This is a genomic window from Paenibacillus sp. FSL H3-0457 (assembly GCF_037981725.1).
Taxonomy (GTDB): Bacteria; Bacillota; Bacilli; order Paenibacillales; family Paenibacillaceae; genus Paenibacillus; species Paenibacillus amylolyticus.
This window is the reverse complement of record NZ_CP150283.1, coordinates 6,045,162-6,057,801: the sequence shown is the minus strand read 5'-3', so window position 1 is coordinate 6,057,801 and position 12,640 is coordinate 6,045,162. Positions and strand designations below refer to the sequence as shown.

The window sequence follows — 12,640 nt, the reverse complement described above, 5'->3', positions numbered from 1 at the left end:
CGTTATTCCTTTCCCGTAACCAAAGCGAAGATAATCGCTTCACGATCCTGAATTTGATGTTCGTCATAGGTGTCAAACTCAAGGATTCCGCCAATCTTGCCGTCCAAAATGTAGATCAGGCGATCTGCCCGACAGGCGGCCTTGATATCATGCGTCACCATAACAACGGACTGTCCTTTCCGGTTGAGGTCTGTAAGGATATCAAGAACAGCTGTGCCGTGTTCCATATTCAAGCTTCCGGTCGGTTCATCGGCAAAAATGATATCCGGCAAATTGATCAAAGCCCGTGCAATCGCAGCTCGTTGCTGCTGTCCTCCGGAAGTTTGGGATGGGAGGCGGTTACGCTGTCCATCAATATCCATGGCATTCATCAGCTCAGCAGCGCGGGATAGGATGTCCTTCTTTTTGTTTCCTGCAATATATCCCGGTAAAGCAATGTTCTCTTTGATGGAAAGGTCTGGGACCAGATTGATACTTTGATAGATATAACCGATCCGGCGGGTGCGGAAATCGGACATTTGGCGTTCACTGTAAGCGTCAATCCGCTGGTCGCGAAAATAGACCTCACCTGCTGTGATCTGGTCCAGTCCGCTTAGCAGATATAGGAGAGTTGATTTGCCAGAGCCAGAGTTACCCATGATGACCGTGAATTCTCCTTCATAGATGTCGAGATCAACATTACGGATGGCATGATGTTGTTCACTTCCGCTGTTGTACGTTTTGCACAGATTCTGTGCACGGATAATCACCTTTTTCGACAAATTGAATCACTCCCGAGTACAGTATAGGATTCATTCTAGAGGAGGGATGTTGAGGAAGCCTTATCAAATTATGAATAAAGTATTACAGCTATGGAGGGTGGCTCAGCAGATCGGCAGATAGAACCGGAAGGTTGTACCTTGTCCTTCTTTACTAGTAAAGGAAATATGACCTCTGTGTGCTTCAATAATACTTTGGCAGATAGAAAGGCCCAGCCCTGTACCTTCCTGAATATGTTGTTCTGCATGACTCGTATGGCTTCTGAAGTAACGCTGAAAAACAAACGGCATGTCCTGTACACGTATTCCCTGACCCGAATCGGCAATCGTCACTTTCAAGTGTCCGGATTCCAGTTCCATATCTATACGGATCGTGTCTCCTGGAACTGTATGCTTGAGGGCATTGGCGGCAAGATTGGAGATCACCTGTTCAATTCGAGTGGGGTCGATAGCGATTAACACATTGGGGATGTAATTGGGTCCTTTATAGATAAGCCCCTTTGTTAGGACAACATGTTCAATAGGTTTCAACATCGTCTCCAGTATAGGCCCACTGTACATCTCACGGGTTTCCACCGAAATTTGCCCCAATTCCTGAAGTGCATGAACCAGCAGATCCTCCACAAGGCGGGCCGTTTTATCCGTATGGGTTCGCATCACTCCCATATATTCCATCAGCGTCTCCTGATCGTTGCATAGTCCTTCCTCAATAGCTTCTATGTATGCTTTTATCGTGGTAATTGGTGTTTTAATGTCATGAGATATATTGGTGATGAGTTCTTTTTGTGCTTGTTCCTGCTGAATACGCTGCTCGCTCATATGTTTAATCTCCGTGCGCATTAGATCAATCATGGCATATACTTCAAGCAATTCATCGTTCCGGTTGTACTGGATTTTTTCTTCATAATTGCCTTTAAGCATGGATTCCGCATGTTGCTTCAATTGATGGATGGGAGAGAGCAGGTGTTTGTCCAGTTTTCGTTTCATCCCAAATAGAAATAAGCTCAGAATCAGTGACAGGAGCATGAGTGCGCTAATCAATATAACCGGAAAAGTCATCGCTTGCTGAACCGTAACCATAGCTTGGGGGATGGAAAAGATGGCATTGCCGATCTGACTTCCCGTGGGTCCGTCCATCACAGGAAACGCAATATCAAGCAAATCGTTACCGTCCGCGGCCTGAGTGGCATGATGCAGATCATAATGAAGAGCTTTACGCAGATTAGCTTGCGTCCCTTCAGAGGTGGGGGCGGAGGACAGAATGACTTTTCCATCCAAGTTTAGATAGGTAAGCAGAACCCCGGTCTCTCTGGCGGTGGAACGTATGACTTCACGAATATTTTGTTCATTAAGATGCTGATGATTTTGCTCCAAAGCGAGTAAGATTGGATTGACCTTGAGTCGAACCTGATTCAGGGACAGATTGGATTCGCCTGAATTTCGATCTTGTAACAGCATCATCGACAGTGCAAGGATACTTAAAACGATAATAATGAGAAGCCCAAGTGTTGTTAACAACCAGCGTTTGGACCAGCTGTTCAATGACATGTGGGAGCCTCCAATCTCACTTATTCGTAATTGAATTTGTAACCGACACCCCATACCGTCTTCAGAACGGTCGGATGCGAGGCATCTGCCTCAATCTTTTCACGTAGTCTGCGAATGTATACGGTTACGGTATTTTCATCACCGTAGGTTGCATATCCCCAGATGGCGTCGAGCAACTGGGCTTTGGAGAATACCTGATTCTTATGGCTTGCCAAGTAATGAAGTAATTCGAATTCCTTGGCAGACAGAGAAACTTCCGATCCGTTTAATGTAACTTTATAGGCTTTTTTATCAATCACCAGGTTTCCAAGATGCAACAGATCTGTTCTGTCTCCAACGGATGTCATACTGTCATAACGCCTGAAGTGGGCATTAATTCGTGCTAACAATTCGCTCAGCGAGAAGGGCTTGGTCATATAGTCGTCTGCTCCAAAGCCAAGACCAAGTACCTTATCGGTATCACTGCCTCTGGCACTTAGAATGAGGATGGGGATATTGTTGCGCCTTCTGATCTCTCGACAGACCTCGATCCCGTCCATGTCCGGAAGCATAATGTCCAGAATGATATAGTCTGGTTGAATAAGCTCCATAATCTGAAGTCCATCTTGTCCAGTGGCTGCCACGGCGGCTTCATATTGATTTTTGGTTAAATAATCTCGCAGAATGCGCGAAATATCTGATTCATCCTCAATGATGAGGACTTTGCGCTGGTGGGTTAGCATATGTATCGCTCCAGTATGATAGATATGGATTTAATGGATATGTATGAATTTGTAAAAAAACTGTCTCTATAATTGTACAGTCTTGTTCTGTGGGAGTCACATGAAAAAATATTGAAGTGAACTTCATTCTTATAAAAAACATTCTGACTTCCAGTCGTACTGAAAGTTGATTACAGTTCAATGTATCAAAATAACCCATGAACCTCTTTAAGGTCATGGGTTTCTGATACTGAACATCATACATGCTCCAGATCATCGATAGGCTCATGCTGCTTGGATTTGAGATATTCCGCCGGAGACACACCAAAGTGTGCCCGGAATACCCGGTGGAAATAGGAGTAACTTGCAAAACCGCAGGATTCGGCAATATGCTCCAGTGTCATTTCACTGTATTTCATTCGTTCCAATGCCGCATTCAAACGGATCTCAATCGCATATTGAATCATGGTCTGATTGTAGTGCTCCTTAAATAAACGGACTGCACGTGACAGGCTGAGACCCGCATAACGAGCCGCTTCATCAAGCTTGAACGTAACCGTGGCATGCTCCTCAATAAAACGTTTTAACTTCAGCGCAGAGGAAACTGCCCGATCGGTCTGAATATTTTCTTTAATTGCCCGGTCGATATAAAGACATAATCCGCGTAGTAACGCATCCTTTAGCTCCGCATTTTCCTCAAGAGGTCCGCGACGTTTCTCAAGTAACATATTTCTCCACAGGCTGATGAGCTTGTCATCAAGTCCAATCCGGCTCACGGTAGATCGATGCTGCCGTTTCCACCAGTTCTCGATCCAGCTGCCCTCGCAGAACAGATAATAATCTCCGCTAGACAAGCGTCCTTCCTTATGTGGTTCATCGACCACGAGATGATAGTCGTCACCAGGCTTTAAGAGCAGCAAATCCCCGCTAGTCATCCTGAATTCTTCATCCTGTACATACACTTTGCACGAGCCTTCGGTCTGCAGACGGAACAGATAGGTTTGCAACTCGCCCTTCATATTATGAGTGAACGCTTTATAGTGGTATGAGTAGTCACAGATCAGTACAGATGTCTCTAACGTATCCAAAGATAAAATCCCCCAATATGTACATCCTGCATGCATTCAAATGGGCTACATTCAATAGATGCAAAATGATGGAAATAAAATTTGATCAGATAGTTCATGTTCTGACTATATTGTATATGTTCATTCTAGCCTGTTTTGCGTTAGGATGATACCAGATAGAGCAATGAAAGCAAATTTGAGAACAGAGGTGTATCCTACATGAAAAAACTTAATATTGGTTTGCAATTGTTTACACTCCGTGATGAAACTACAGCAGATTTTCGTGGTACGTTGCGTAAGGTAGCGGCCCTTGGATATGAAGGTGTGGAGTTTGCCGGATATGGCGATATTCCAGCTGAGGAAATGAAAGCGCTACTAGATGAACTTGGACTGAAAGGATTCAGCAGCCACGTTTCACTACATGCAATGCGCGAGGACTTGCAAAAACAAATCGATTACCTGAAAACAATTGGTGCACAATATATCATTTGTCCTTACCTGATGCCAGAAGATCGTCCTGAGAATGCAGAAGGTTGGACCAAGCTATTCGCTGAGTTACAACAATATGGAGCTGAAGCAGCGAAACAAGGGTTGATCTTCGGATACCATAACCATGACTTTGAATTCCATGGCCAGGTTGGCGATGCCAATGCCTTTGATGCCATGTTCGCTCAAACATCACCGGAAGCGGTAAAAGTGGAAATGGACGTATGTTGGGTACAGTTTGCGGGACAAAATCCGATCGAGTATATTAAACAATATGCGGGTCGCTTGCCGCTGCTTCATCTGAAGGACTTCAGCAAAGACGAACAGGGCCAGATGAAAACACTGGAATTGGGACAAGGTTCGGTTGACCTGCCAGCTGTTATTGAAGGCGCTACGAATGCAGGCGTGGAATGGCTGATCGTGGAACAAGACGTATGTCAGAATCCTCCGCTTGAGAGCGTATCCAATAGCTACAACTGGTTGAAAGAGAACTACTTGAATCAATTCTAATGGACCATCGAACCATGAAAAATGCTAATCTATTTGTCAAAGGAGACTTATGTACATGAGTAAAATTAAAGTTGCTGTATTCGGCTGTGGAGCCATTGCCGAGCGCAGACATATTCCAGAGTACGCTGCCAATGAGAACGTAGAACTTGTCGCTTTTGCCGATCCGGTTGTGGAGCGTGCGGAGAAGATGGCCGAGACTTACGGCGGTAAAGCGTATTCCAGTTACGAAGAATTGCTTGCAAACGAAACAGTGGATGCCGTTAGTGTGTGTACACCAAACTATCTGCATGCGCCAATGGCGATTGCTGCTGCAAATGCAGGCAAGCATGTATTGGTTGAGAAACCAATGGCAGTATCCACTGAGGAAGGCGAGCAAATGATCGAAGCTGCCAAGAAAAATGGCGTGTATTTGATGGTTGGACACAACCAGCGTTTGATGCCTCCTCACGTAAAAGCAAAAGAAATTCTCGAATCCGGCAAACTCGGTAAAGTCCTGAATTTCCGTACATCATTTGGTCACCCGGGTCCGGAAGGATGGAGTGTGGACGGAGCTGAAAGCTGGTTCTTCCGTAAAGAAGAAGCGATTATGGGCGCTATGGGCGACCTGGGCGTGCACAAATCCGACTTCATCCGTTACTTGCTGAATGATGAAGTATCTGAAGTAGCTGGTTTCATCAGCACACTGCACAAGGAAGGCACTAAAGTTGACGATAACGCAACTTGTTTGCTGCGTATGAAGAGCGGAGCGATCGGAACGCTCGTAGCGAGCTGGACACAATACAGAGGTGGAGACAACAGTACAGTGCTGTGGTGTGAGAATGGTGTTATGAAGATCGGAACAGTGGAAGGCGATGAAGTTATCGTTGAGCTAACCAATGGTACAGTTGAGACGTACAAAGTTGGTGCCATGGCTACCAACGAGAAACAAGTGCCGAGTGGTGTAATTGACGCATTTGTAGAGTCGATTGTCACGCAAACACCTCCAGCGATTTCAGGGGAAGAGGGCTTGCGTTCTCTGCAAGTGATCTTGGCAGCATTCGAATCCGAGAAAACAGGTCAGATCGTTAAACTGTAATCCATACGAATGACAGTGCAATTTCTAACATTCTAAATGGCTTAATCTATGATATAAGGGACTTATCTTCAGAGAAGTGTTCTGGGGTAAGTCCTTCTTTATTTGTCCCCGGGCAAGTGGGGAAAAGTGAACAGGGATACGGTAATTGTGCAATAGGTTTACAATAGTGGATCGTTTTTACACAACAGAAAAGGCTGATATTACGCCCTATCGCGTAATATCAGCTCTTTAGAGTCATCAAAATTAATGATGGAATGATTAATTTTCTTTAGATGCCAGCCGGTACATCACTGCCCAGATCCAACCATGCGATTTCAGCAGGAGTAAGCGTGATGCGTGATCCTTCGTCACAGGAGAGCAGTTCTGCCTGATTCTGGGCTCCGATCAGCGCACAGGTTGGGAACGTCTGATTCAATACATAAGCAAGTGCAATCTGGATTGGTGTTGTTTTCTTTGAATTAGCCAATTGTTCAGCCCGATGCAACCGTTCCCAGTTATCATCACTGTAGAATACACGCACCAGATCTTCGTTATCCCGAACTTCAGGTGTGAATCTTCCAGTGAAGAAACCACGTGCTTGGGACGACCAGGATAGCAATGGTAGTTTGGTTTGCTCATGCCATGCCATCGTCTCTGCATCTGCTGACACACAGCCTTCCCAGAAAGGTTCGTTTGCTTTGGCGAGACTGAGATTTGGGCTGCTGAATGTGAAGCCCTTCAGTCCATTTGCCGCAGCGTATGCATTGGCTTCCTCGAGCCGCTGCCAGGTCCAGTTGGAGGCGCCAATTGCGCCGATTTTGCCGGATTCAATATGTTCGTTCAGTGCTTCAAGAATAACACTGACAGGGGTATTGGGATCATCCCGGTGCAAGGCATACATCTCTACGTGATCTGTCTGAAGACGCTCCAGACTTTCCATCAAGTCACTGCGGATGGCATCAGCATTCACACGTGGCCCATTCTGGTCATGATGCGCGCCTTTGGTGAGAATGACGATCTGGTCGCGGTTACCACGTTCCTTCATGTAACGACCAAGGACTTCTTCACTCTGTCCACCACAATAGATATGTGCTGTATCTACAGTGTTACCGCCAATCGACAGAAAAGCATCCATGTTCGTAGCTGCTTTATCGTAGGCATTATGCACGAAATAATCGGTTCCTTTAATCAATCGGGAGACACGTTTACCTGCACCAGCAATTTCGATATATTCCATAAGTCAGTTCATCCTCTCAATTATAGTGTAATTCGTGTACGTTCTTCCGCTGAACGAAGGCAAGCTTCCAGTACTTTCATATTAGCTACCGCATCGGAAGGGGCGAAGCGCAGATCCTTGCCCTGAAGTACAGCACGTGCCATATCATCTCCCTGTAGAGAGTAGTGGTTCACTTGCGGGACTTCAATCTCTCTGCGTTCACCACCAGCCGTTACATAGAAGTTGGAACTGCGGTCCTGTCCGCTGATAAATGCCGAAGGGACTTCAATAATTCCTTCGGACCCCAGTACCTCCAGCGTATTGCGGAATGCTGCCCACATGCTGCTGTCAAAGGTCACACCAACGTGATTATCGAATTCCAGCAGTCCTGAGGCCATCATATCGACCTGATCATGCTCTGGGGAGAACATGCCAATAACAGTGGCTGCACTTGGTTCTTGACCAAGCAGCAGACGTGCTACGCTGATGGAATAACATCCAATATCATACAGTGCACCTCCGCCCCAATCCCGCCGAAAGCGGACATTGCCGGATGCATTGGAGTTATTAAATGAAAATGTGCTGTGCATACCACGGATCTCACCAATCTCACCGCTGGCAATGATATCTCGGATCTGCTCATATCTTGGATGATGGCGGTACATGAATGCTTCAGCCAGATGCACACCTGCATCTGCACAAGCTTGAACCATCTCCTGAGCTTCCTGTTCTGTCAGAGCCAGTGGTTTTTCGCACAAAATATGTTTGCCTGCTTCAGCAGCCCGGATCGTCCATTCCCGATGAAGATGATTCGGCAGTGGGATATATACGGCATCAATGGAATCATCAGCGAGCAAAGCTTCATAACTGCCATAAGCCTTGTCGATCCCAAGTTTCTCGGCCGTCTGTTTGGCTTTATCTTCGTCTCGACTGGCAATCGCGGTTACTTCATTTAACTCGGATTGCTGCAGGCCTGGAATGACGGATTCCACAGCAATGCTAGCGCTACCAAGAATGCCCCAACGCAATTTTTGAACTGAATTCATGTGTTGTATCCTCCCGTTTATGAATGTATATTGTGATTATAAAGAATAGATCAATGAATTAAAATGATAATATATTGAAGTTAGTTAACACAATATTGTTGATCAAGGAGAACCGGCTATGATGAGACAAACCGTATTGCTTACCCTGCAGGATATTCCATATTTTTGTTATCCCGAGTCCGTTGGACATTATATGGACCACGTCCAGCATGCCGTGTTGCGTGAGGCCGGCGCACTGAACAATTTTAATATTCACTACGTCGCTTCGGGCAAGGGATATGTGGAAGTGGACGGGGTGGTACATGAGCTTCGCGCAGGTCAGGCATTTCTCTATTTCCCGCAGCAGCGGCAACATTATTATAGTAGTGAAGATGATCCATGGGATGTACGATGGGTTCATTTTTACGGTGAACGTCTGCATGATTATATGATCGAGCGGGGGTTACATCGCAATCTATTGTGGACACTGCGGCAACGCAACTCTTGGGAAGAGGCTCATCTGGCCTTGCTCACTGAAGCGGAACAGAACACCATGCTGCGTCCAGCTCAGCTATCCACACTGACCTATGCCGTACTTGCCGAGTTCGTGCAGCATGCAGTACCTTTAAAGAGCACACGTACCACAAGTAAGGCGGAGAATCGGGTTCTTGCACTTCTTCCACAGATGCAGCAGGAGGCCTGTCAACCTTTCCTGTTGCAGGACTGGGCGGATCTTGCAGGTGTGAGTTCGTATTACTTTTGCAAAATGTTCAAGAGCGCTGTGGAGATGACGCCCATGGAATTTATCACTCGTTCACGACTACAGATGGCGAAGCAATGGTTACTCGAACGGCCTACGGCCAACATTGGACAAATCGCGGAGGAAGCGGGGTATCCCAATGCCAGTTATTTTAACCGCCAGTTCATGGCCCATGAGGGGATGACACCTACGGATTACCGCGGATTGTATCACAATTAACCCGTATCCTTTCGATGTTGCCAGCGCTTGAGGTATAGTGGTTTGACACAGAGCTCAATCAAGTCTATTATGGATAAATTAAATCCGTGTATAATGAGGTGCCCTCATGAAATATTCAAAAGCGACAAATTATGCTTTGCATACGATGCTTCATCTTGTAAGTACTGCCCCTGAGCAGCTTGTTAGTGTACACCAACTTGCAGAATTGCAGAAGGTATCACCAACATATCTGTCCAAAATTTTGACCAAATTGGTTAAGGCGGGCATGATCGAATCGACTTCTGGCGCCAATGGTGGCTACCGGCTTAGTCGTAAAAATCCGGATCCTTCTTTCCTGGAGATCATTCATGCGATTGAAGGTCAGGCGTCCCTGTTCGAATGTTCCCAGAATCATAACGCAGGCTGTTTGATCCAGCAGGTGATGGTGCAGGCGGAAGAAGAGATGGAAAGTTTTTTGAACAATAAAAAAATGTCAGAACTGGCTTCCCAGATGAAGGGTGCACATTCCCTGTAACTTGCACTAGAAGTGAAGTTTCGATGGACGCTGTTAACTCGTCTGGCACATAGGTATATCCAGATCTTTCCCCAACTTCGCGAGAGGTAAGGAAAGATTTTTTTGTATCGTTGTACCTAATAGAAGGCGAATGGTACAATAAGGAAGGTATAGTATGCATACATACATGATCCTAATCTTACATCACATTTTACATCTCTGGAGGGACAACACATGGGCCAATCAACGATCACAGGACTGGAACAATTGCTCGCGCTTGAAAACATTCGGAATACCAAGGCACGTTATTGCCGCTATATTGATACGAAACAGTGGGATACCTTGAGTGATGTGTTTGCTCCGGATGCAGTGGCCGATTTCAGCACAGAAGGCAATCCAATTCCGGTATTAACAGGCCGTGATACGATCGTACAAGTATTCCGTGATCTGGTGGATGTTGCCGTAACCGTACATCATGTTCATAGCGCCGAAGTTGAATTCGTATCTGAGAACGAAGCAAAGGTCATCTCCCCAATGGAAGATTGGGTCACGTTCCCGGAGGGCAATGAGAACAAATCATTCCACGGATTTGGGCATTACCACGAAACTTTTGTCAAAATCGACGGCCAGTGGTACATCAAACATACAAGTTTGAAACGTCTTCGTTTGGACCTGTTTGAATAGTATAAGGATGGAATAATAATCACTTACAGATGCTTGATGCTGTAAGTGATTTTTTGGTTACAATGGAGACGAGTAACGTCCCGGAGTTGGATATCAGACAAAATGTGAGTGTTTTATGTGAATTGTAAGGTTATTTTACATAAAATTGAATTAATAGCATTGACGTTCCAAAAGTCATGAGTTAAGATACTTACAACAAATAAAATACATTTTATTACACAAATTGAAAATTGGGGTCTTTGTTCTTTCTTATGTATATGTATATTTCCGCTTGGCTAATTTGTTAATCAGAGGATGATGCCATGAACTGGTACGCATTGTTTGTACACACAGGAAGCGAAGAAGTCATTAGGAAATACCTACATATGTATCTAGGAACCTCCATTCGAGTTTTAGTCCCCAAGAGAAAAGTTCCGGAGAAGAAATCAGGTATTTTTGAAGCCTGCACCAAAAAGGTCTTTCCTGGCTATGTATTAATTCAAGTCAACATGACCGCCGAAACTTACCACTTAATCTGTTCTATTCCTCATATCATTAAAATGCTGGGAACTAACGCAAGCTGCACGCCAATCCCGGATCATGAAATGACCACATTGCTAAACCTCATCAATCCGGAAGATATTATCGATTATTCAACCGTATATATGGAAAATACCAAAGTTGTGGTGTTAGATGGCCCGTTGATGGGACACGAAGGCATCATTAAGAAGATTGACAGACATACGCGCAGAGCAAAGATATGGCTTCACCTAACAGGTAATGATAAACCCAGATTAGTTGATTTGGGTGTTGAAATTTTATATGCAAAACAAGAAAAATGATAATGTACTCAGATATGCTATGGTCACATACGACAACCAAAACCGGAGGAGCAGAATGAAGCTTAGGCACATTATGCAACCAAAGGAGTCATATGCATAAACTCTGAAATACACAACGTGTATCAACAGGGCGAAGCTGTGTAGTTAGGAGTGGTCCAGACTACATTTTGTTGAAAAAGGTATTCCTGAGACAGTACAGCGCGAGTAAGCTGCTGAACTGTTTTTTTGTTGTCTTCAAAAATTTTTTATAGTTTTCAGAGAGGGCTACTTACCTTAGATTCAGGAAAGGAAGACGTGATGCATGAGAAAAATGACCATTCGGGGTATTGGCATGTATGTGCCGGAATCCGTGTTAACGAATCAGGGGCTGGAGGCTATGAACATTAACGCAAATGCGGACTGGATTTACCATAATCTCGGAATCCGTGAACGAAGAATTTCGCATGAGCATGAGTACACCAGCGATTTGGCATTGGAAGCTGCGAGACAAGCTATAGAACAGGCTTCGATTGATGTCGAGGATATTGATATGATCATTATGGCGACGTTCACACCGGATCGTTTAATACCTCATCCGTCGGCTCTCGTGAAGGAAAAGCTCGGAGCGGACCAAGCCATTTGTCTGGATCTCCGCGCGGGTTGTGCCGGGTTCAGCTATGGATTATTGAATGCGTATTATACGTTCCAGGCTGAAGAAGATATAAGCAATATTCTAGTCATCGGCGCAGATACCTACTCGAAAGTAACTGATTGGCAGGATCGAGCAGCGTGTTCCAGTGTAGGAGACGGAGCAGGGGCATTTGTCTTACAGGAATTAGATGAGAATGATTCCTATCACAGCGTTTTTCTGAACGGAATTATGCATCACGAGAATATGGAAGATATCAGTTATGGAACACTGCCTGTTCATTATGGACACATTTCTGATGGATCTGCTTCCGTCTATACGTCCAATGGTCGATATTTATATGAACAATTGGTCAGAGGTATTCCGCGGCTCGTGAACCGTCTTTTGCGCAAAGTAAAATGGAATATGGGGGAAGTAGATTTGTTTATTTTCCCACAAACAAACAGTAATCTGATTAGAGAACTGGCCGTTGCCTTGGGTATCCCACAAGAAAAGGCCTATATGACGATGGAAAAATACGGGTATACCTCTAATGCTTGCTTGCCAATTGCGGTGACCGAGGCTGTGAATCAAGGGGCACTGAAAACGGGTGACCGTGTCGTGTTGGTTGGGGCTGGGGCTGGAACGTATTATTGCGCTACAGCAATCAGATGGGGAGAAGTCGTGTAAG

General features: G+C 45.2%; 13 protein-coding genes. 7 read left to right on the top strand and 6 right to left on the bottom strand.

Annotation, left to right across the window (positions count from 1 at the left end):
- Positions 1-2 precede the first annotated feature (2 nt).
- From MHH25_RS26835 to MHH25_RS26820, 4 genes are all read right to left on the bottom strand, one after another.
- On the bottom strand, positions 3-761 hold the full coding sequence (locus MHH25_RS26835; RefSeq protein WP_340018580.1) for an ABC transporter ATP-binding protein: 759 nt from the start codon (positions 759-761) through the stop codon (positions 3-5).
- Between the two features lie 102 nt (positions 762-863).
- Positions 864-2,306 (bottom strand): HAMP domain-containing sensor histidine kinase, encoded by a 1,443-nt coding sequence (locus MHH25_RS26830; protein WP_340018579.1) that lies wholly within the window; start codon positions 2,304-2,306, stop codon positions 864-866.
- 20 nt (positions 2,307-2,326) lie between these two features.
- A complete protein-coding gene (locus tag MHH25_RS26825) occupies positions 2,327-3,028 on the bottom strand; it encodes a response regulator transcription factor (protein WP_036668131.1) in 702 nt (233 codons plus the stop codon).
- 236 nt (positions 3,029-3,264) lie between these two features.
- A complete protein-coding gene (locus MHH25_RS26820) occupies positions 3,265-4,095 on the bottom strand; it encodes an AraC family transcriptional regulator (protein WP_036668130.1) in 831 nt (276 codons plus the stop codon).
- Positions 4,096-4,293: 198 nt separating this feature from the next.
- Between MHH25_RS26820 and MHH25_RS26815 the strand changes: the two genes are divergently transcribed.
- Together MHH25_RS26815 and MHH25_RS26810 are read left to right on the top strand one after the other, a co-directional pair.
- Positions 4,294-5,070: a sugar phosphate isomerase/epimerase gene (locus MHH25_RS26815; protein ID WP_036668129.1), complete on the top strand. Its 777-nt coding sequence runs from the start codon at positions 4,294-4,296 to the stop codon at positions 5,068-5,070.
- Positions 5,071-5,125: 55 nt separating this feature from the next.
- Entirely contained in the window at positions 5,126-6,145 is a 1,020-nt protein-coding gene (locus MHH25_RS26810; protein WP_340018578.1) for a Gfo/Idh/MocA family oxidoreductase, read from the top strand.
- Positions 6,146-6,413: 268 nt separating this feature from the next.
- Here the strand turns inward: MHH25_RS26810 and MHH25_RS26805 are convergent, their stop codons facing one another.
- A complete protein-coding gene (locus tag MHH25_RS26805) occupies positions 6,414-7,361 on the bottom strand; it encodes an aldo/keto reductase (RefSeq protein ID WP_340018577.1) in 948 nt (315 codons plus the stop codon).
- Between the two features lie 20 nt (positions 7,362-7,381).
- Positions 7,382-8,386, bottom strand: a complete 1,005-nt coding sequence (locus MHH25_RS26800) for a Gfo/Idh/MocA family oxidoreductase (RefSeq protein ID WP_340018576.1) — start codon at positions 8,384-8,386, stop codon at positions 7,382-7,384.
- 118 nt (positions 8,387-8,504) lie between these two features.
- On the opposite strand from MHH25_RS26800, the gene MHH25_RS26795 reads away from it, so the two are divergent.
- From MHH25_RS26795 to MHH25_RS26775, 5 genes are all read left to right on the top strand, one after another.
- The gene (locus MHH25_RS26795) at positions 8,505-9,344 is read left to right on the top strand and encodes a helix-turn-helix domain-containing protein (RefSeq protein WP_076328847.1); all 840 of its coding nucleotides are present in this window, start codon (positions 8,505-8,507) and stop codon (positions 9,342-9,344) included.
- 106 nt (positions 9,345-9,450) lie between these two features.
- A complete protein-coding gene (locus tag MHH25_RS26790) occupies positions 9,451-9,858 on the top strand; it encodes an Rrf2 family transcriptional regulator (RefSeq protein WP_017692155.1) in 408 nt (135 codons plus the stop codon).
- A gap of 213 nt (positions 9,859-10,071) precedes the next feature.
- Positions 10,072-10,521, top strand: a complete 450-nt coding sequence (locus tag MHH25_RS26785; protein WP_338707066.1) for a nuclear transport factor 2 family protein — start codon at positions 10,072-10,074, stop codon at positions 10,519-10,521.
- Positions 10,522-10,823: 302 nt separating this feature from the next.
- The gene (gene loaP, locus MHH25_RS26780; RefSeq protein WP_036668123.1) at positions 10,824-11,342 is read left to right on the top strand and encodes an antiterminator LoaP; all 519 of its coding nucleotides are present in this window, start codon (positions 10,824-10,826) and stop codon (positions 11,340-11,342) included.
- A gap of 301 nt (positions 11,343-11,643) precedes the next feature.
- Complete coding sequence (locus MHH25_RS26775) at positions 11,644-12,639, top strand: ketoacyl-ACP synthase III (RefSeq protein WP_036668122.1); 996 nt, start codon at positions 11,644-11,646, stop codon at positions 12,637-12,639.
- The last annotated feature ends 1 nt before the right edge of the window (position 12,640 follow it).

Bases quoted from the DNA above. Each gene is read 5' to 3' on its own strand.
- MHH25_RS26805 (WP_340018577.1), bottom strand. From the start codon at position 7,361: ATGGAATATATCGAAATTGCTGGTGCAGGTAAACGTGTCTCCCGATTG.
- loaP (WP_036668123.1), top strand. From the start codon at position 10,824: ATGAACTGGTACGCATTGTTTGTACACACAGGAAGCGAAGAAGTCATT.
- MHH25_RS26825 (WP_036668131.1), bottom strand. From the start codon at position 3,028: ATGCTAACCCACCAGCGCAAAGTCCTCATCATTGAGGATGAATCAGAT.
- MHH25_RS26795 (WP_076328847.1), top strand. From the start codon at position 8,505: ATGATGAGACAAACCGTATTGCTTACCCTGCAGGATATTCCATATTTT.
- MHH25_RS26790 (WP_017692155.1), top strand. From the start codon at position 9,451: ATGAAATATTCAAAAGCGACAAATTATGCTTTGCATACGATGCTTCAT.
- MHH25_RS26830 (WP_340018579.1), bottom strand. From the start codon at position 2,306: ATGTCATTGAACAGCTGGTCCAAACGCTGGTTGTTAACAACACTTGGG.
- MHH25_RS26810 (WP_340018578.1), top strand. From the start codon at position 5,126: ATGAGTAAAATTAAAGTTGCTGTATTCGGCTGTGGAGCCATTGCCGAG.
- MHH25_RS26785 (WP_338707066.1), top strand. From the start codon at position 10,072: ATGGGCCAATCAACGATCACAGGACTGGAACAATTGCTCGCGCTTGAA.
- MHH25_RS26775 (WP_036668122.1), top strand. From the start codon at position 11,644: ATGAGAAAAATGACCATTCGGGGTATTGGCATGTATGTGCCGGAATCC.
- MHH25_RS26800 (WP_340018576.1), bottom strand. From the start codon at position 8,386: ATGAATTCAGTTCAAAAATTGCGTTGGGGCATTCTTGGTAGCGCTAGC.
- MHH25_RS26815 (WP_036668129.1), top strand. From the start codon at position 4,294: ATGAAAAAACTTAATATTGGTTTGCAATTGTTTACACTCCGTGATGAA.